Genomic DNA, 17354 nt, shown 5'->3' on the forward strand with positions numbered 1-17354 from the left:
CTTTGTGGTGAATCACATGTGTTGGTATGTGCCCGAGGCCCGAGTTTCCCTATGCGCCACGCATACGTGGGCGACGGGTGAGCTCCCACTGCCGTGAACTTCGGCGAGGGAGTGACAAGGAAACTGGGGTGAGCGGGCAACGCGGCGGCGAATATGGTCACTACCCGCCGCGTTGCCGTGGTGCCTTCGTCCGTTAGGAGCTACTGGAGGCGCCGATCACGGGGCGACAAGTCGGTGCTCCGCGCCAATGCCCGAGGCGTTGCCGTCGGCGTAGAGGGTGAGTTCACCGTCGGACCAGCGGACGACGGTGTCGTCGGCCCAAGGGTTGTCGGTGAAGTCGCCACCGCTCACGACCAGGGCGTGCTTCCACAGGTCGTTGGGGGCCCGCCACCTGTGCTCGCCCCAAGAGTCGCCGGTGCCCGTGAAGTCCTGGTACTGCGTCAGCTCGCCGTCCGACCAGCGCACGATGAGGTCCCAGGTGTCGTCTCCGGCATAGTCACCGGCCGTGATCTGAGTGGCGTGCTTCCATGTTCCCGCCTGGCCCGTACCGGGGGCGACGACTCTGACCTCCTTGCCGAGGGCGGTACCGGTGTTCTGGTAGAGGGAGACCTCTCCGTCCGACCACCGCACGACGAGGTCGTCCTGCCGCTTGTTGCCGCCGAACCGCCCCGCGGTCAGCGCCTCGGCATGTTTCCAGGTGCCGTTCGGGGCTACAAGCTGCCGTTCACCGTGGAAACCGTTCTCGTCCACCGAGGGGTACAGGGTCACCTCGCCGTCCGACCAGCGGACAATGAGGTCGGAGCCACTGTCACCGGTGAAGTCGCCCGCGACGATCTGCTTGGCGTGGTTGCGCCACAGACTGTTGGGGCTTTGGACCTTGAATTCCTTGTCGAAGTATCCCTTTCCCTTTTCGGCACCCCGGTAGATGCTCAGCTCACCATCGGCCCAGCGTACGAACATGTCCATCCGGTCCTCGGCGACCGGGCCATCGAGCGCGAAGTAGCCGTTGGCGATGTCCCGTGCGTACTTCCACGTGCCGGCAGCGGGCAGTACCGGCTCTTTCATAGGGGGCGGATTGATGCTCGCCGGCTGCTTGCCGGCCTTCGCCGCGTCGTAGATGCGCTTGACGTCGCCGTCGAAGTAGGAGGAGTAGGAGATGTTGGCGTTGTGTCCGCCAGTCATCCAGCCACCGGTGACGCCGACAAGCTTGGCCGACTCGCCACCTGCCGTGATGAAGGGGCCTCCGGACGTGCCACCGACATAACCGTCGCAATGGATTTCCGAGAAGACGCCGCCGCGCCAGAGCCGCCCCCCGCTGTCCCGGGTATTGCCGGTCTGGTACCGCTTCATCGGCGTGGTGCAGCTGAGCGGGTCCTGCTTCGGCTTGTAATGCCCCCCACCGTACAGATACGGGTACCCGATGGCTTGGACACTGTGGTCGAAGCCGGTATTGAAGCCCAGCGGGATGGCGCCGACGACCTGTTCGGCCTTCTTCCCGTCGCTGCGCGGCTCGGTGGCGAGGAACGCAACGTCGACGTCGGTGTAGTTTTCCTCGCTCTTCTTGGTCCCCGTGTATCCGGGGTCCTTGAAGATGCTGCCCTTCTTGATGGGGAACAGCCCATGCGGCATGGGGTTCTTCGCGCTGTGCTGCGGCACGAAGATCAGGTTCTCTTTCTGGTCATTGCTGTCGAAGCAGTGCGCGGCGGAGGCGACCAGGTTCTTTCCCGGGGACGGCACGACGGTGCCGCCGCAGAAACGGTAGTCGTAACGGTCGGGGAAGTCGTTGCCTGCTTTCTGTGCCCAGTAGAACGTGCCGACCTGCTTGAGGCCTTTGAACGTGTGGGAAGGCGAGCGCAGTTGGGGGGCGCTGGGGCGCGTCGAAGTGCTGCTCGAAGCCGCCTTCGTCCGGGACCGGGCTTCGCGGGCCTGCTGCTCCTCAACCGGCTGAGCCTCGGCCATCCGCTCGGGCGTCCAGAACTTGGCCAGGGAGCGAGCCAGCGCTCCATCGTCAGTGGCGGACGGCTGGTCAGGTGTGGCCGACGGCCGCGGAGTGGGCACACCTTCCGGGGGCCCTGGCCGCCCCGACGCGCCTGGTCGTTCCGCGGTGTCAGAGGGACTCGGCCCGTCTGAGGAGTTCGGAGGCTGCGGCGGTTCTTGCGTATCGAAGGGTTCAGGGGTGGTTGCCGGCCGGGTGGCGGTGGGATGCGGGGCGCCGGGCGTCGCCGAAGGTTCGGCCGCCAGTGCTGGGCCGGCAGCGGCCGTCACGAGCACCGTCACCGCGGGAAGGATCGTTCTTGCTTTCAAGGTGGTGTGTTCCCCCATGGAACGAACGCGGGGCCTTGGTCAGAAGCCCCGATTGGTCTAGAGCAGGGAGGAATGTACCCTATGCAAACAGTAAAGACGCGACCAATACGGGGCATAGGAGCGAACCGTGACCAAGGTTTGCCAACGGATGCGAGCTGGGCAAATAGCACTTTCGGCGGGAATCGTCGCCCTCTTGGCGACGTCGTGCGCGTCCGGCGACGGAGGCCACTCAGCCTCGCATTCGCCAACAGCTGGGAGCTCGACAACACATGAGGAGGAGAAGCTCGACGAGGATGACGATCCCAACCTCTTGCGCGGCTTCCGGTCGTGGCTGAAGTCGAATACCTCCGAGCATGATGACGAACTCGCCGGACATGTGCTGTCACTGCGGCTGCGCTACGAGTCAGACAGTCGAGCGGGGACGGCCGATGTACTCACCGACTACGGCCCATGGGGTTCCGCCGAAAAGGAAGTCGGCCCACTGGCGGAGGCGTTCCAGGAGTGGTGGGACGACGACGCCTCCGCCGGCATCGCGATCTTCCGCAGCCAGGGCGGCAAGAAGGTGAAAGAGGCGACGCTGTACGACGGGAACAGCCCCGTCAATCTCCTCACGGATTTCCAGACCTGGACCACGGAACACACAGAGATGGGACGGAGCCGCGCGGACCACATCACATCTCTCAGCATCGGATACGGTCGGCGTGCATCCGGCGCGCTGACCATATCCACCGATTACCTCACCCGCCAGGAGCCCCGGACGAAGGAGTACATCGACGCGCTCGCACGGGACTTCGCGGTGTGGTGGGACGGTGACGAAGGAGCCGATCATGTCAGCGTCACCAGTGAAGACCAGGGTGTCCACTCGGAGCGGAGGCTGACGGCAGACCAGTAGCGCAACAGCACCCGGCTCCTGTACCTCCGGGAATGACGGTGTGCGCCGGTGCTCATTGGTGCTGGCCAAGGGGCGAGCCTGGCGCGACGGGGACGGCCGCTGCCAGGCCGTGGGAGATCGACGACGAGTTGTGGGCGCGCATCGAGCTGCTGCTGGTACCCCGCGTAAACCGCGACGCCCGGGTCGTCATCATCTGGATAGCCGCAAGGTGGAGCGGGATCCTGTTCGTGCTGTACGCCGAGACCCGCTGAGAGTTTCTGCCCCGGAGCTGGGTTTCGGCTCGGGGATGACCTGCTGGCGACGGCTACGGGACTGGAACGAGCCCGGGTCTGGCGGTGTCTGCACGAGCTGCTGCTCACCGAGCTGCGGGCCGTAGACCTGCTGGCCTGCTCCCGCGCCGCGGCCGACTCCAGCCACATCCGCGCGATGAAGGGCGGGCCGGCCACCAGTCCGTTCCCGGTGGACCGGGCCGCTCGCGCCCGCATGCGCGCCCTCACCTCGATGACCGTCCAGGCTCGCGACCAGGGCCGGCCGCTACCTCGGCGGCCGCCCTGCGGCTGCCGCCTCACCGACGCCGGCCCCCACCCCAATCTCGCCTTGGCGCGCCGCGGCGTACGCCTCCACCGCCTGGACACCGGCCCACACACCGCGCCGATCGTCACCTGGATCTTCACCCAGCGCCTGGCCGGGCACAGCATCGCCCGCATCACCCGGGCACTCAACGATGCGCATTTACCGTGCCCGTCCGCCAGCGACCCCGCCCGCAATCCGCACCGCGCCGGTACCCAGTGGACGGTGACCGCCGTCCGGGCCATCCTGGCCAACCCCCGCTACACCGGCCACCAAGTCTGGAACCGGCAACGCACCGACCACACCCTGCTCGACCCCGCCAACACCACCCTCGGCACCCGCGACACCGTGCGTGGGAATCCGTCCGCAGACTGGGCCATCTCCACTGCCACGACCCCACTACCCTGCGCTGGTCAGCGAAGCCGACTTCGTCACCGTGCAGAACATCGAGATCCCCCGCGAGACAGCGCCCGGTCACCACTATCTGCTGTCCGGGCTTCTGCTCGGCAGCCTGTGCCGTCGCCGGATGGACGGCACCTGGTCCTCCCACCGGGCCGCGTACCGCTGCCGCCACGGCCACAACTCCGCCAGCCCGTCCATTACCACCAGGCCACCCAACGCCTACATCCGCGAAGACCGCATCCTGCCCCACCTGCCGGCCCTCGCCATCCGGCTCGACCGGCCCCCGCACGAGCCGGCCCGAATCGCTTCCCGCCTCCGGACAGACAAGATCACACTCACCTACGACCCGAAAGACGAGACGCTCGCCACCAGCACACCCACGGCAGAAAGGATCTACATCGACTGAGCTGAGACCAGCCACCATGCCCCACCATCCGCCACCCACGGAAGGAACCCAGACACGACAAACGCCCGCCCCAGCCGAAAGCCAGGAACGGGCGCCGATAACCGCTGCGCGGAAACCGCGCAGCGTGTGCGAACTATGTGTCCGAGGGGGGACTTGAACCCCCACGCCCGATAAAGGGCACTAGCACCTCAAGCTAGCGCGTCTGCCATTCCGCCACCCGGACTAGGTGTCGTCGGCGCGGGGCCTTGCCCGCGGCGACATGGACAACAATACCAAGGTTTCGGAGTGGGTTTCACATCCATATTCGCGCAGACATAAGGGCGACTTATGACTCGGGGGTGGCGGTGGCCGGCCGGGCCCCGTTTGGCGTTTTCGCTGATCACAGCATGTGTGGACGGTCTGTACGGATGGTGATCAAGATGGTGATCGACGTGACGGCCGGCTGTGCGGGTGGGCCCGGGCGGCCGGGCTGTCGCTGGTTCTGAGGAGGACGGCGGAACGCGTGGGGGGGCGGCGCTTGATCACCGTAGGCTCGTCGCATGACTGTGCGATCCACTGACCACGAATCGCCTCGACCGTTCCCGCCCGGTCTCACGGTGCGCCATCCGCGGCCCTCGGACCACGCGGTACTTCAAGGGGCGCTGACCGACTGGTGGGGCGGTCAGGGGGGTGAGGCGGGGGCTCAGCAGCGGCGTCTTCTGGTGCCGCGGCTGTTCCTCCAGCACTTTGCGGGGACGAGCCTTCTTGTGGAGGAGGTGGAGGGGGCGGCGGCGCTGCGGGCGTTTCTCATCGGGTTCTTGTCGCAGACCGATCCCGAGACGGCGTACATCCACTTCGTGGGCGTGCACCCGGAGGCGCAGCGTGGCGGCCTGGGCAGCGCGCTGTACTACCGCTTCTTCGACCTCGCCCGAGGGCACGGCCGGTCTCGCGTCCGCTCCATCACGAGTCCGGTCAACCGGAACTCGATCGCGTACCACTCGCGGATGGGCTTCCGGGTCGAGCCGGGCGATCATGTGGAGGACGGCGTGGCGGTCCACACGGACTACGACGGGCCGGGGCTGGACCGCGTGTCCTTCGTGCGGGAGCTGTGACCGGACGCGCGCCAAGCGCAGGGAGCGGTGTCAGCGGGCGCGCTCTTCCGCTTCTGCGTTCTGGGCGATCGCTTTGTGGTGGCGGACGACCTCTTCGATGATGAAGTTGAGGAACTTCTCGGCGAAGGCCGGGTCGAGTTTGGCGTCTTCTGCGAGGCGGCGGAGGCGGGCGATCTGCGTGGACTCGCGGGCCGGGTCGGCGGGCGGCAGGCTGTGCCGGGCCTTGAGTTCGCCGACCTGCTGCGTGCACTTGAAGCGCTCGGCGAGCAGGTGCACCAGCGCGGCGTCGAGGTTGTCGATGCTGCCGCGCAGGTACAGCAGCCGCTCCCGCGCCGCCTCGTCCGATACGGAGGCCGCGTGGGAGCGCGGGTCTCCGCCGGCCGTGGTCGGCGTGGCGGGCGTCCACTCGCTCATGTCGTGTCGCCAATCTGGGTCGGGTAGTGCGTGATCGTGGGGCACACTACCCGGCCCGGACGAGGAGCACGTAAGGGACGGAACCGCCGTCTCACGGAGTGGCTGCGCGGAGTAGCCGCACGGAGAGGCGGCCGCCCTGCCTGCACGAGGCGGTGCTATCCGCGCAGGTGAAGGAGGTGCCGCGCGGAGCGGCGGGCCGTGGTGAGGGAACCAGCGGGGTTGACTGCCGGGTCGACGGCGTCATCGCGTTCGACGAGCCAGTTGTGACGCTGACGGCCCGGGAGGCGGTCCACGCGGCTGATGAAGCGGCGGTAGTCGATGTCGCCGTCACCCACATCGACCATCCGGTAGCCGTCCCGCTCGGCCTCGTCGTGCTCGCCGTCCTTGACGTGGAAGAGCGGGTAGCGGGCCGGGTCGGCGAGGACGTAGTCGAGCGGCTCGAAGGGCGCCGCGGTGCCGTCGGGGCGCTTGGAGAAGCGGTACTGCGCGACGTACGCCCAGTAGATGTCCATCTCCAGCTTCACGAGGCGCGGATCGGTCTCGGCAAGAAGGACGTCGTAGAGCCGCACCTTCGGGTTGTCGGTGGCGAAGGCGAATTCCTCAGCGTGATTGTGCTGGTAGAAGTACATGCCGCGGGCTCTGGCGGCCGCTCCGTAGGTGTTGAAGTCCTCGGCCGCGCGCTTCCAGCCGTCGACGGTGTTGCCGTAGCGGTCGGGGCCCGAGGCGGTGCCCACGTACGGCAGGCCGAGGGCCTCGGCGTCGTCGAGCACCTTCGTGAGGTTGGTGGCGAAGGTGTAAGCGTTGGGGTCGGAGGAGTAGTAGCCGACGTGGCTGCCGATGCCCCGCAGGCCGTTGTTCCGCATGAGGCGCTTCAGCTGGGCGAGCGTGATGGCTCCGGCCGAGCCCTGTGTGTACCCGGCGAACTCCACCTCGTCGTATCCGTAGCGGGCCAGTTCCTCGAAGACTCTGGCGAAGCCCAGGGAGGAGGTCTTGTCGCGGAGTGTGTAGAGCTGGATGCCGAGGCGGCCGGGCGGGACGACGGGGCGGTGGCCGCCGGCGCCGGCGGGTGCTGGGCGCGCGCCGGGCTGCGCGGCCTGGGCCTGCGAGGCGCCGAGGACGGCCGCCGCGGTGGCACCGGCGGCCACGCCGAGGAATCCGCGGCGGGCGAGGGTGCGCGCGAGCTCGGGGTGGCGCGAGGTGCGCGGGTTGGGAACGTCGCTGGTCATTGCGGCTCCAAAGTCGATTGTCAGTGCCGTGCGGCAAGCTTGAGGAGCAAGGACTTCACTTCGGTCGCATCGAGGGGGGTGGTGAGCGTGCCTGCGGTGGAGCAGATCAGGACGGGCCCGTCGTCCTCGTGGTCCGGGATACGCCCGTGACTACCGCGCACGGGCTCGGGATCGAGGGGGACGACGGCCATGCGATAACGCATGCCGGTCTTCTTGCGGGCCAGTGCGGTGGCGGCGCGTAGCCGTACGTAGGGGTCGCGCGGGTCCATGAAGAGTTCGGCCGGGTCGTAGCCGGGCTTGCGGTGGATCTCGACCAGGCGCGCGAAGTCCGGTGCGCGCGCGTCGTCGAGCCAGTAGTAGTACGTGAACCACGCGTCGGGTTCGGCGACGGCGACGAGTTCGCCGGCGCGCTGGTGGTCCAGCCCGTGCTGCTTCTTGCCCTCGTCGTCGAGGAGTTCGGCGATACCGGGCAGGTCCGCCAGGGCTTCGCGGGTCGCGTCGAGATCTTCGGGACGGCGTACGTAGACGTGCGCGATCTGGTGGTCCGCGACGGCGAAGGCGCGGGACGCGGTCGGGTCGAGGTATTCCATCCCGTCCTGGGTGTGCACCTCCAGCAGGCCGGCCCGGCGCAGTGCGCGGTTGATGTCGACGGGGCGGTGGGCGCGGGTGATGCCGTACTCGGACAGGGCGACGACGGTGACGCCGGCCGAGCGGGCGTCGTCGAGGAGGGGGGCGATGACGGTGTCGAGTGCGGCGGCGGCCGCGTGCGAGCGGGGGTCGTCGGGGCCGTAACGCTGCAGGTCGTAGTCGAGGTGCGGGAGGTAGCTGAGGGTGAGGTCGGGACGTCGGGTGCGCAGGATGTGGCGGGTCGCGTCGGTGATCCACTGGGAGGAGGTGAGAGCGGCCGTGGGCCCCCAGTAGGTGAAGAGGGGGAACGGCCCGAGCAGCTCCGTGAGTTCGTCGTGGAGGGCGGGCGGCCGGGTGTAGCAGTCGGGTTCCTTGCGGCCGTCGGCGTAGTAGATGGGCCGCGGCGTGACGGTCCAGTCGACGTCCGCGCCCATGGCGTACCACCAGCAGACGTTCGCGACGGTGTAGCCGGGGTGGGCGCGGCGGGCCGCGTCCCACAGCTTGTCGCCGCCGACCAGGGCGTTGTGCTGCCGCCAGAGGTGGACCTCGCCGACATCGCGGAAGTACCAGCCGTTGCCGACGATGCCGTGCCGGGAGGGGAGCGTGCCGGTGAGGATCGTGGACTGCACGGTGCAGGTGACGGCCGGGAGAACGGTGCGCAGCGGAACGTACGAGCCCTCCGTGGCCAGCGCCTTGAGGTGCGGCATGTGGTCGAGGAGGCGGGGGGTGAGGCCGACGACATCGAGGACCAGAAGGGGCTGGGGCGGCGGCGCGGGGTCGAACGAAGCCGCGGCGGTGCCTTCGGGGCCCTCGGGGTCTCGGGGTTCGTCGGGGTCGCCGGGGCGGCTCTCGTGCGCGGTCATGGCAGTTCCTTGAGGCCGAGGTCGGTCAGCAGGTCGCGGGCGAGGGAGAGCTCGGCGGCGATGCCGTCGGCGAGCCGGGCGCGCGTGCGCGGCCGGAGCTCGGGCGGCAGGGCCTGCCAGGTGTACGTCTCGACCTCCAGGTGGTGCGTACGAGGCGGCGCGGCCGGGCCGACGAGACGGGCGAGCGTGTCCTGGAGCACCGACAGCGTGGAGGTGAGGGGTGGCTGCGGCGGCGCGTGCAGCGGTACGTGGAAGTGGGCGCGCCACGGAGCTTCGGTGGGCAGCCCCGTACCGCTCCCCCGGTCACCGAGCGCCTCGTCGAGGTCGTCGGTGGCGAGCAGCGCGCCCTGCGCGGAGCGGGTGCGGGTCTGGTGCAGGAAGCGCGGCTCGGCGAAGGCACCGAGCGCGTCCCTGACATCCGCACGCGCGGGCTCCTCGGCATGCAGGGCGGCGGAGAGCTGGGCCTTGACGACGGGGATGCCCGCGCGGTGCAGGGCGTCCAGCGCCGGGCCGGGCTCCTCGAAGGAGGTGGCGAGATGGCAGGTGTCGACGCAGACGCCGATGCGGTGGGTGGGGACGGCGGTGGCCGGTGCAGCTGGGATGTCTGAGGCGCTTGGGATGTCTGAGGCGTTTGGGGTGCCTGGGGTATTCGGAGTGCCTGCGATGGCTGGATCGCCGGGGATGCCTGGCGTGATTGCGGTGTCTGTTGGACCTGGGGTGCCTGATGGACCTGGGGCGCCTGAGGTGCCGGTCAGGGCTTCCAGGGCGTCTGCGAGGGTTTCGATGGTGCAGCCGGGCTCCGGTTCCAGGCCGATGCGGATGGAGCGGCCAGTGGTGTCCTGGAGCGCGTCCAGGCGTGCGCCGAGGGTGTGCAGTGCTTCCAGTGCGACAGTGCGCCGGTGCTCGTCGAAGTCCGTGCGCCAGGCGAGCGGGAGGGTGGAGATGGTGCCTTCTGTGGCGTCGTCGGGCAGCAGTGCGGTCAGCAGCCGGGCCAGGTCTGAGGTGTACTCCAGGCGGGCGGGCTCGGTCCAGTCCGGCCGGTAGACCCGGTATTTGACGTGGCTGTCGCCGAACCCTTCGTACGGGAAACCGTTCAGCGTGACGACCTCCAGGCCGCGTACCTCCAGCTCCTTGCGCAGGAGGCGGAGGGCCGCGGGGTCGGCGGTCAGTACGCGGGCCGCGGCACGGGCCAGCCAGAGGCCGATGCCGAGCCGGTCGCGGCCGAGCCGTTTGCGTACGGGCTCGCAGTGGTCGCGCAGCTGGTCGAGGATGCCGTCCAGGGTCTCGGCCGGGTGGACATTGGTGCAGTACGCGAGGTGGACGGTGGAACCGTCGGGATGCCGGAAGCGCATGGGTCCGCCCGCCTCCTCATTCCCCGCCGCGGAGGATGGAGTTGCCCTCGTGGAGGGCGCCGGGGTCGGCGATATCCAGGGTCACCCGTCCGCTCTGGCCGTAGAACTCGACGGGGTTGCGCCACAGCACCTGGTCCACGTCGTCCTCCGAGAACCCTGCGGCGAGCATGGCCTCGCCGACGTGCCGGGTCTTGAGCGGGTCGCTGCGGCCCCAGTCCGCAGCGGAGTTGACGAGCACCCGCTCCGTGCCGTGCACGCGGAGGATCCGCACCATCCGCTCCGGGTCCATCTTGGTGTCCGGATAAATGGAAAAGCCCAGCCAGCAGCCGCTGTCAGTGGCGTCCCCTACCGTTGTCTCATTGAGGTGGTCCAGGACGACACGAGCGGGGGGAAGGTCGGATTCGCGCAGGACGTCGAGGGTGCGTTTGAGCCCCGCGGCCTTGTCGCGGTGGGGGGTGTGGACGAGGGCCGGCAGGCCGTGGTCCACGGCGAGTTGGAGCTGAGCGGCCAGGGCATTGTCCTCGGCCGGGGTCATCGAGTCGTAGCCGATCTCGCCGACGGCGACGACCGAGTCTTTTACGAGGTAGCGGGGCAGTGCGTCGAGGACGGGGGTACAGCGGGGGTCGTTCGCCTCTTTGGGGTTGAGCGCGATGGTGCAGTGGTGGGCGATGCCGTGCTGGGCGGCCCGGAAGGGCTCCCAGCCGAGAAGGGAGTCGAAGTAGTCGAAGAAGCTCGCCGGTGAGGTCCGCGGCTGCCCCAGCCAGAAGGCCGGCTCGACGAGGGCGCGCACGCCCGCCGCGTACATGGCCTCGTAGTCGTCGGTGGTGCGGGAGGTCATGTGGATGTGCGGATCGAAGATTCGCATCGGGGTTACGCCTCCTCGGAGGACAGGCCAGGGGACGGACTGCCGGACGGGCCGGTGAACGGGTTGCCGGAGCGGTCGGCGTACGGACTGACGGACGAGCCGGGGGAAGTGTCGGCGGACAGGGGGGACATCTGGGTGAGAGCGAGAACGCGGGAGAGATCGTCGGGTACGGGACGGCCGGCTGAGGTGCGTTCGCGGGCGTAGTCGCCGAGCATGCGGGCGAGTTCGCCGTCGCCGCGGGAGCGTTCGGCGAGACCGGCGACGGCGTCCACCGACACACCGGTGAACAGGCACTTGAGCACGGCGTGCCGCCAGGCGTGTGCATCGAGGTGCCGTGCGGCGTACGGGCCCACGGCCGCGGCGACCAGCCGCGTGTCGTTCGTCCGCAGGGCGTCCTCGATGAGCGGCAGGCCGGCGCGGCCGTCGGTACCCAACGGCAGCCGCGGCAGTGCGAGGAGCACGGCCCGGCGCTCGGCGGCCGTGCCGTGCTCGTAGAGCCGGGTAACGGTGGGGCCGTCGGCGCGGGCGGTGCAGAGGATCAGCACGCGTGCGGCTTCGGTGGCCTCCGGGTCGGGGTGGCGCGGCGGTTCCTCCCGCACGCACCACCGCCCGGCGGACGCGAACCGCATCTCCCACACGGCGGGGGTGCCTGCGCCGGGTGCTTCGGCGGCGGAGTGGGCGAAGGCGAAGGCCGCGGCGGGGGCTTCGGCGGCGGCGCGACCGGTGGCTTCGGTCGTGGCGTGGGCGGTGGCGCCGGTCGCGCCGTGGGCGGTGGCTTCGGCGAGGGCCTCGTCCAGCCAGGCGCGGGCGTCACCACCGAGGCGGTCGCGGAGTGCCTTGTCCAGGCGGGCGATCCAGGCGTCGTCGGGGTTCAGCACGGTGCACCTCCGTTGCGGGTGACGGCGGCGGTGGTGGCTCGGGGTGGGGCGCCTTCGGTGCGGGTGGTGGTCGCAGCAGTGGTTGCGGCATTAGTGGTCGCGCCAGTGGCGGCCGTGGCAGTGGCGGCCGTGGCCTCGGTGGGCGTGGCGTCGGTGGCCGTGGCAGCGGTCATCGTGGAGAGGGCTGAGCGGAGGAAGTGGAGGGAGGTTTGGGCCTGAATGGGGCCGGCGTGGGAGTGGCGGGGCAACTCGACGCTCACCAGGCCCTGGTAGCCGGTGTCACAGAGGGCGGCGAGCACCGGCGGGAAGTCGATCTCGCCGTCGCCGAAGGGGAGGTGCTCGTGGACGCCGCGGCGCATGTCCTCCAGCTGGACGTGCCGGGTCCAGGGGGCGGCGGCTCGTACGCAGTCGGCGGGCGGCAGCGGCTCCAAGCACTGGCAGTGGCCGATGTCCAGGGTCAGCCCGAGTACGTCCGGGTCGGGCTCGCCCAGCAGCGTACGGAGGTGATGGAAGCCGGCCAGGTCGGAGAGGAGGTGGCCGGGCTCGGGTTCCACGGCGAGCGGCAGGCCGGCTTCGGAGGCCGCGTCGGCGATCGGGGCCAGGGTGTCAGCCAGGCGCTGCCAGGAGTCGGTGTCCGGACTGCCGGGATCGCGTACGCCGCTGAAGCAGTGCACGGCGGTGGCGCCGAGGTCGGCGCCGATGCGTACGGCGGTGCGCAGCAGGTCGGCGCGGGCGGCACGGGCTTCCGGGGCGGGATCGATGAGCGTGGGGTGATGTTTGCGGCGGGGGTCGAGTACGTAGCGGGCGCCGGTTTCGATGGCGACGGCGAGATTCGTGGTCCGTAGCGCTTCGGCCACTCGCGCGGTGCGGGCGGCCAGGCCCGGGGCGAGGGGGTCGAGGTGCATGTGGTCGAGGGTGAGCGCGACGCCGTCGTAGCCGAGGTCGGAGAGGAGGGCGAGGGCGTCGGTCAGACGGAGGTCGGTGAGGCCGTTGGTCCCGTAGGCGAGACGGAGCGGTGACAGCGTTGTCGACGGCCGCGGGGGTGTCGGGGTCATGTCGGGCTGACCTTCCGGGACAGGCGACGGGCGACGGGGATGAGCGCGAGCACCGCGGTGCCGGTGACCGGCGCACCGGCTCGCGCGGCGAGGGCCGCCTGCAACGGGATCATCGCGCGGATGCCGCCGCCGACGGCCCGTTGGAGGAAATGGGGCGAGGGGTTGAGCGTGGCGAGGAGAAGGGGGCGGGCGGCGGTGGCTGCGTAGCCGGCGGCGAGTATCCGAGCCGCCATGTCGGCGGGAGTGGGAGCGGGGGTGGGAGTGAGAGCGGGAGTAGGGGGCGGGGTGGGGGGTGCGGGGAGGCGGACGAGGGAGCGGGCGTCGGCTGCGGTGTGGGCGAGGGCGGTGACCGCTGCGAGGGCCAGCAGGGGCAGGGACGAGGAGGAGCCCTGGGCCTCGCGGCGGGAGACGGTGGTGACGGTGAAGGTGTGCGCGCCGAGCAGGGCGGCTGAGGGGAGGGCGCGGCGAGCGGCGGGGCTCGCGGGAGAGCCGGGTGCGGTGGTGGCGACGGCGCCTTGGAGGAGGTCGAGGGTGCGGGCGCAGGCCATGGCCGCGGGGCCGGCGACGGTGTTCTTGAGGTGCAGGTCGTAGGCCCAGACGGTGGCGGCCAGGGCGGTACCGGTGACCAGGGCCGGGCGGCCGGCGGCTGCCGCGCAGGCAAGGCCGGCCGCCGTGAGACCGCCGGCCGCGGCGAGGGCGGCGCCGGGGGTGATGCGGCCGGAGGGGATGGGGCGGTGCGGGCGTTCCACGGCGTCGATGTCGCGGTCGGCCCAGTCGTTCAGGGCCATGCCTGCCTCGTACAGGAAGAGGGAGGAGAGGGTGGCCAGCGCGGTACGGGTGTTGGGGCGCAGGCCGGCGGCCGCGGCGCCGGCGAGGAGGTCGCCGGGGACACTGGCCGGTGCGGAAATCCGGAGCAGCTCCGCCCAGGCCCGCAGCGATCCGGGGGAACGAAGGGAGGATCGAAGGAAGTGCCATGCACGGAGGGAGCGGACGGGGAGGAGGGCCCGGAGGGCGGTTGAGCTGCGGCAGCCGCATACGGCGGGGTGGGGGGCCGTGTCGTCGGCGTGCGGGTGCCTCTCGGCATGCAGGGGCGTGTCTGCGTGGGGGTGGGGCGACGTGTGGTGATCGCCGGGCGCGGGGCCGGGGGATGCGAGACCCATAACGTTCGGAGATCCTGGGGCGCTCTCCGCGGAACCCGCGGAACCCGCGGAGCCGGCGGAACCCGAGAGACTCGTGCGGCGCCTCAGACCCGTTAGGCCCACCGGGGCGTTCAGGTCGGTGGGGCGGCGGGGCGTGGAACGGTGGGGCCGGGTCGAGGACGGACGGAGGAAGCGCGGGAGGGGGATCATGCGTGGGCCTCCCGGAGTCGGGTGGCGAAGGTGGTGGTGAGGGCCGTGTACTGGTCGGCCAGTGCGGCCGGGCCGCCGTCCGGGTCCTTGAAGTAGAAGCCGAGTTCGGGGAGCGGTCCGCTGAGGCCGGCGGCGTGGGCGGCGGCGACCAGGCGGGCCAGATCGAGTACGAGCGGGGCGGCGAGGGCGGAGTCGCAGCCCTGCCAGATGGTCTGGAGGATCACCCGGCTGCCGAGGAAGCCGTCGACCGCGATGTGGTCCCAGGCCGTCTTCCAGTCGCCCAGGGCCGGGACGTTGTCGATGTGGAGGTCGCCGGGCGGGAGTTCGCCGAGGGTGTCGCGGAGTACGGCGGCCTTGCCCGCGTTCTTGGCCGCGGCGGCGGCCGGGTCGGCGAGGGCCGCGCCGTCTCCTCCGCCGAGGAGGTTCGTACCGGACCAGGCCCGTACGGTCAGTGCGCGCTGGGCCATCATCGGTGCGAGGACGGAGCGCAGCAGGGTCTGGCCGGTTTTGCCGTCCCGGCCCGCGTACGGGAGGCCGCTGCAGCGGGCCATGTCCTGGAGGAGTGGGTGGTGCAGGCCGGTGGAGGGGGTGAAGTTGACGTAGGCACAGCCCGCCCGCAGAGCGGCGAGGGCGTAGCGGGAGCTGGCGGGGAGGCGCTCGGCGGGCGGCACGGGCCTTTCACCGACCGACTGCCCGACGGCCCCTCCCCCGTCGACACCGTCGACACCGTCGACGCCACCGACACCCCCGGCCCCCGGCGCTGCCTCTGTCGACGCCACGTTGATGACGACCACGCGGTCCAGGGCGTGTGTGCTGCGGAAGGTGCGGAGGTCCGCGGCGAAGGACGCGATCAGCGTTTCGTCGTCGCGGGTGTCCCCCGGTCCCGGGCCGCCGGCGCGTATCTCGGCGTCGGCCGCGGCGAGTTCGTTCTGTAGGGAGCGGGGCAGGCCGTGGGGCAGAACGCCGCCGGCGGCCAGTTGCTCGGCGCGCTTCGGGAGCGGGCAGGAGGTGATGTCATGGCCGCCGAAGACCAGGGACTCCAGTGGCGGGAGCGGGACGTCGGCGAAGGCCGCCGACTCGGTGACCATGCCGGTCGGCTCGTGCAGGCCGGCGACGAGTGCGGCACACCCTGCGATGACGGTCGTGGCGACCGAGCCCCGCGCGCCGATCAGCCACACCCCGGTGCGGCCGGTCCCCGAACCCGCGGGCCCGTCCCCCATTCCTGCCGCGCCCGTCTCGGCACCCGGCGCTCCCGCGCTCGTCCCCGTACTCGAACCCGTAGCCATACGCCCTCCCGTATCCCTGCTCGAAGCGCCGTTCCTGCGCCATGCCTGCGCCGTACCTGTGCCGTTTCCCTCGAAAGCCTGGCCTCGGCTCTGCCCGTTCCTCTCGAAAGCCTGACCTCGGCTCCAAGGCCCCGACCGAGGCCGGAGCGGGAGCCCGGAGCCGGGAGCCCGGAGCCGGGAGCCGGGGGCCCGTTACCTACTCAGCCCACTCAGCCCTCCCCGGCTCCAGCGCACCCCTCACCCCTCACCCCTCACCGGCCCCCGCCGGCCGACCCCAGCTGCTTGATCCGAATGTTGCGGAAGGAGACCTTGTCGTCGGGGCCGTGGTTCTGGATGCCGATGTAGCCCTGGCGGAGGGAGCGCACCGGGTCCTGGTTGGTGAAGTCGTTGATCTTGCGGCCGTTGAGGTACACCTTCAGGCGTTCGCCCTGGACGCGGAGTTCGTAGGTGTTCCACTCCCCCGGCGGGTTCAGGGCCGCGTCCCTGGCCTTGGTGTCGGCGGCCTGGAAGCCGTAGACGGAGCCGGTGGTGTGGTCGGGGGTGTCCGTGGCGTCGATCTGGATCTCGTAGCCGTTGTTCACGGCGGACCAGGGGTCGTCGGAGGCCGGGAAGCCCACGTAGACGCCGGAGTTGTCGTCACCGGACTCGCTCGCCATCTTCCAGTCGAGCTTGAGGGAGTAGCCGCGCTGCTCCTTGGCGGCGTACCAGAGCATGCCCATGCCGCCGTCGGAGGTGAGCGTGCCGTCGTCCTCGTTCAGGGTGAAGGTGCCGGGGCCCGCCTGCTTCCAGCCCTCCAGGCTCGTGCGGGTGCCGTCGAAGAGGGGGGTGTAGCCGTTCTCCGGGCGGCAGTCGGCCTGGGCGAGGCCCGTGGCGTAGCGGATGCCGCCGAGGAGGTGGGTGCGGAAGGCGGGGTCGGCGTAGGACTCCTTGGTGTGGCCTGCGCCGGTGTAGAAGGCGCGGCCGCCGCGGTACCCCTGGCACCAGGCGAAGGGGTGGTCCTCGCCCATCGAGCCGCCGGTGTACGTGGACTCGTCGAGGGTGGCGAGGACGTGGGCGCGGTCGCGCGGGTTGGTGCGGTAGTTGTACCACTCGTCGGTGCGCTCCCAGGCCGCCGGCAGGTGTGCGGTGGCGGGGTGGGCGCGGTCCTCGACGCGCAGGGTGGCGGGCTGGATCGCCGGGTGGGACTGGAAGTACGCGCCGGCCAGGCCGCCGTAGAAGGGCCAGTCGTACTCGGTGTCGGCGGCGGCGTGCACGCCGACGTAGCCGCCGCCCGCGGCGATGTACTTCTCGAACGCGGCCTGCTGGGTGGCGTCGAGGACGTCTCCGGTGGTCGACAGCCACACGACCGCGTCGTACTTGGCGAGGTTGCCGGGCGTGAAGGCGCCGGCGTCCTCGGTGGCGTCGACGGCGAAGCCGTGCTGGGCGCCGAGGTCCTTGACGGTGGCGATGCCGTCGGGGATCGAGTCGTGGCGGAAGCCTGCGGTCTTGGAGAAGACCAGGACCCGGGCGCCGTCTGCCGCGGTTCCGCCTTCAGGGGAAGCGGCGGCACCGGGGAGTGCCATGGTGGCGAGCAGGGTCGCGGCCGCGGCGGCGGTGATGCCGAGCCGCCGTACGGCCTGCCGTCTCGCCGTGGGCTGGTACGCGTGCATGTGCGGAGTCCTTCCTCCAGCGGCGGGGGGGGTGGCTGGGCAAGGGGCCTCTGGGCAGAGGTGGCCGGGGGGGGGGGGGGGGGGGGGGCGGCCCCCCCCCCCCCCCCCCCCCCCCCCCCCGCCAC

At 70.8% G+C, this 17354-nt stretch carries 14 protein-coding genes, 1 tRNA gene and 1 pseudogene; 4 read left to right on the top strand and 12 right to left on the bottom strand.

What is annotated here, in order from left to right:
- Positions 1-216 precede the first annotated feature (216 nt).
- Positions 217-2277 carry a trypsin-like serine protease gene (locus ACIGQF_RS22815; protein ID WP_399713097.1) on the bottom strand — a complete coding sequence of 687 codons (2061 nt, stop codon included), beginning with the start codon at positions 2275-2277 and terminating at the stop codon, positions 217-219.
- 154 nt (positions 2278-2431) lie between these two features.
- Between ACIGQF_RS22815 and ACIGQF_RS22820 the strand changes: the two genes are divergently transcribed.
- From ACIGQF_RS22820 to ACIGQF_RS22830, 3 genes and pseudogenes are all read left to right on the top strand, one after another.
- Complete coding sequence (locus ACIGQF_RS22820; protein WP_399713100.1) at positions 2432-3196, top strand: hypothetical protein; 765 nt, start codon at positions 2432-2434, stop codon at positions 3194-3196.
- A gap of 501 nt (positions 3197-3697) precedes the next feature.
- A pseudogene (locus ACIGQF_RS22825) lies at positions 3698-4027 on the top strand (recombinase family protein); the annotation flags it as partial.
- Between the two features lie 175 nt (positions 4028-4202).
- Complete coding sequence (locus ACIGQF_RS22830) at positions 4203-4574, top strand: hypothetical protein (protein ID WP_399713636.1); 372 nt, start codon at positions 4203-4205, stop codon at positions 4572-4574.
- 138 nt (positions 4575-4712) lie between these two features.
- Here ACIGQF_RS22830 and ACIGQF_RS22835 read toward each other — a convergent pair.
- Positions 4713-4797, bottom strand: a tRNA-Leu gene (locus ACIGQF_RS22835).
- 316 nt (positions 4798-5113) lie between these two features.
- On the opposite strand from ACIGQF_RS22835, the gene ACIGQF_RS22840 reads away from it, so the two are divergent.
- On the top strand, positions 5114-5665 hold the full coding sequence (locus ACIGQF_RS22840; RefSeq protein WP_399713103.1) for a GNAT family N-acetyltransferase: 552 nt from the start codon (positions 5114-5116) through the stop codon (positions 5663-5665).
- A 30-nt stretch (positions 5666-5695) separates the two neighbouring features.
- Here the strand turns inward: ACIGQF_RS22840 and ACIGQF_RS22845 are convergent, their stop codons facing one another.
- The 10 genes from ACIGQF_RS22845 to ACIGQF_RS22890 all read right to left on the bottom strand — a co-directional run bounded on the left by ACIGQF_RS22845 (position 5696) and on the right by ACIGQF_RS22890 (position 17229).
- Positions 5696-6079 (bottom strand): chorismate mutase, encoded by a 384-nt coding sequence (locus ACIGQF_RS22845; RefSeq protein ID WP_361566048.1) that lies wholly within the window; start codon positions 6077-6079, stop codon positions 5696-5698.
- A 155-nt stretch (positions 6080-6234) separates the two neighbouring features.
- Complete coding sequence (locus ACIGQF_RS22850) at positions 6235-7305, bottom strand: sugar phosphate isomerase/epimerase family protein (RefSeq protein ID WP_399713107.1); 1071 nt, start codon at positions 7303-7305, stop codon at positions 6235-6237.
- A 20-nt stretch (positions 7306-7325) separates the two neighbouring features.
- Positions 7326-8795 carry a nucleotide pyrophosphatase/phosphodiesterase family protein gene (locus tag ACIGQF_RS22855; protein ID WP_399713110.1) on the bottom strand — a complete coding sequence of 490 codons (1470 nt, stop codon included), beginning with the start codon at positions 8793-8795 and terminating at the stop codon, positions 7326-7328.
- Entirely contained in the window at positions 8792-10147 is a 1356-nt protein-coding gene (eboE, locus tag ACIGQF_RS22860) for a metabolite traffic protein EboE (protein ID WP_399713113.1), read from the bottom strand. The genes ACIGQF_RS22855 and eboE overlap by 4 nt, the downstream gene beginning before the upstream one ends.
- Positions 10148-10163: 16 nt before the next feature.
- On the bottom strand, positions 10164-11012 hold the full coding sequence (locus tag ACIGQF_RS22865) for a TatD family hydrolase (RefSeq protein WP_399713115.1): 849 nt from the start codon (positions 11010-11012) through the stop codon (positions 10164-10166).
- A gap of 5 nt (positions 11013-11017) precedes the next feature.
- Complete coding sequence (locus tag ACIGQF_RS22870; protein WP_399713117.1) at positions 11018-11890, bottom strand: EboA domain-containing protein; 873 nt, start codon at positions 11888-11890, stop codon at positions 11018-11020.
- Positions 11884-12945, bottom strand: a complete 1062-nt coding sequence (locus ACIGQF_RS22875; RefSeq protein WP_399713120.1) for a sugar phosphate isomerase/epimerase family protein — start codon at positions 12943-12945, stop codon at positions 11884-11886. The genes ACIGQF_RS22870 and ACIGQF_RS22875 overlap by 7 nt, the downstream gene beginning before the upstream one ends.
- Positions 12942-14105 carry an SCO3242 family prenyltransferase gene (locus tag ACIGQF_RS22880; RefSeq protein ID WP_399713122.1) on the bottom strand — a complete coding sequence of 388 codons (1164 nt, stop codon included), beginning with the start codon at positions 14103-14105 and terminating at the stop codon, positions 12942-12944. Before ACIGQF_RS22880 ends, ACIGQF_RS22875 begins: the two co-directional genes overlap by 4 nt.
- Positions 14106-14290: 185 nt before the next feature.
- Positions 14291-15514 (bottom strand): inositol-3-phosphate synthase, encoded by a 1224-nt coding sequence (locus tag ACIGQF_RS22885; RefSeq protein ID WP_399713592.1) that lies wholly within the window; start codon positions 15512-15514, stop codon positions 14291-14293.
- Between the two features lie 317 nt (positions 15515-15831).
- The gene (locus ACIGQF_RS22890; protein ID WP_399713125.1) at positions 15832-17229 is read right to left on the bottom strand and encodes a ThuA domain-containing protein; all 1398 of its coding nucleotides are present in this window, start codon (positions 17227-17229) and stop codon (positions 15832-15834) included.
- Between the last annotated feature and the right edge of the window lie 125 nt (positions 17230-17354).

Source organism: Streptomyces sp. NPDC053560 (assembly GCF_044544605.1).
GTDB lineage: Bacteria > Actinomycetota > Actinomycetes > Streptomycetales > Streptomycetaceae > Streptomyces.

What these genes read in the sequence shown, in the direction of transcription:
- ACIGQF_RS22840 (WP_399713103.1), top strand. Translation starts at nt 5,114, where the DNA reads ATGACTGTGCGATCCACTGACCACGAATCGCCTCGACCGTTCCCGCCC.
- ACIGQF_RS22850 (WP_399713107.1), bottom strand. Translation starts at nt 7,305, where the DNA reads ATGACCAGCGACGTTCCCAACCCGCGCACCTCGCGCCACCCCGAGCTC.
- ACIGQF_RS22865 (WP_399713115.1), bottom strand. Translation starts at nt 11,012, where the DNA reads ATGCGAATCTTCGATCCGCACATCCACATGACCTCCCGCACCACCGAC.
- ACIGQF_RS22885 (WP_399713592.1), bottom strand. Translation starts at nt 15,514, where the DNA reads ATGGGGGACGGGCCCGCGGGTTCGGGGACCGGCCGCACCGGGGTGTGG.
- ACIGQF_RS22875 (WP_399713120.1), bottom strand. Translation starts at nt 12,945, where the DNA reads ATGACCCCGACACCCCCGCGGCCGTCGACAACGCTGTCACCGCTCCGT.
- eboE (WP_399713113.1), bottom strand. Translation starts at nt 10,147, where the DNA reads ATGCGCTTCCGGCATCCCGACGGTTCCACCGTCCACCTCGCGTACTGC.
- ACIGQF_RS22845 (WP_361566048.1), bottom strand. Translation starts at nt 6,079, where the DNA reads ATGAGCGAGTGGACGCCCGCCACGCCGACCACGGCCGGCGGAGACCCG.
- ACIGQF_RS22855 (WP_399713110.1), bottom strand. Translation starts at nt 8,795, where the DNA reads ATGACCGCGCACGAGAGCCGCCCCGGCGACCCCGACGAACCCCGAGAC.
- ACIGQF_RS22880 (WP_399713122.1), bottom strand. Translation starts at nt 14,105, where the DNA reads ATGGGTCTCGCATCCCCCGGCCCCGCGCCCGGCGATCACCACACGTCG.
- ACIGQF_RS22890 (WP_399713125.1), bottom strand. Translation starts at nt 17,229, where the DNA reads ATGCACGCGTACCAGCCCACGGCGAGACGGCAGGCCGTACGGCGGCTC.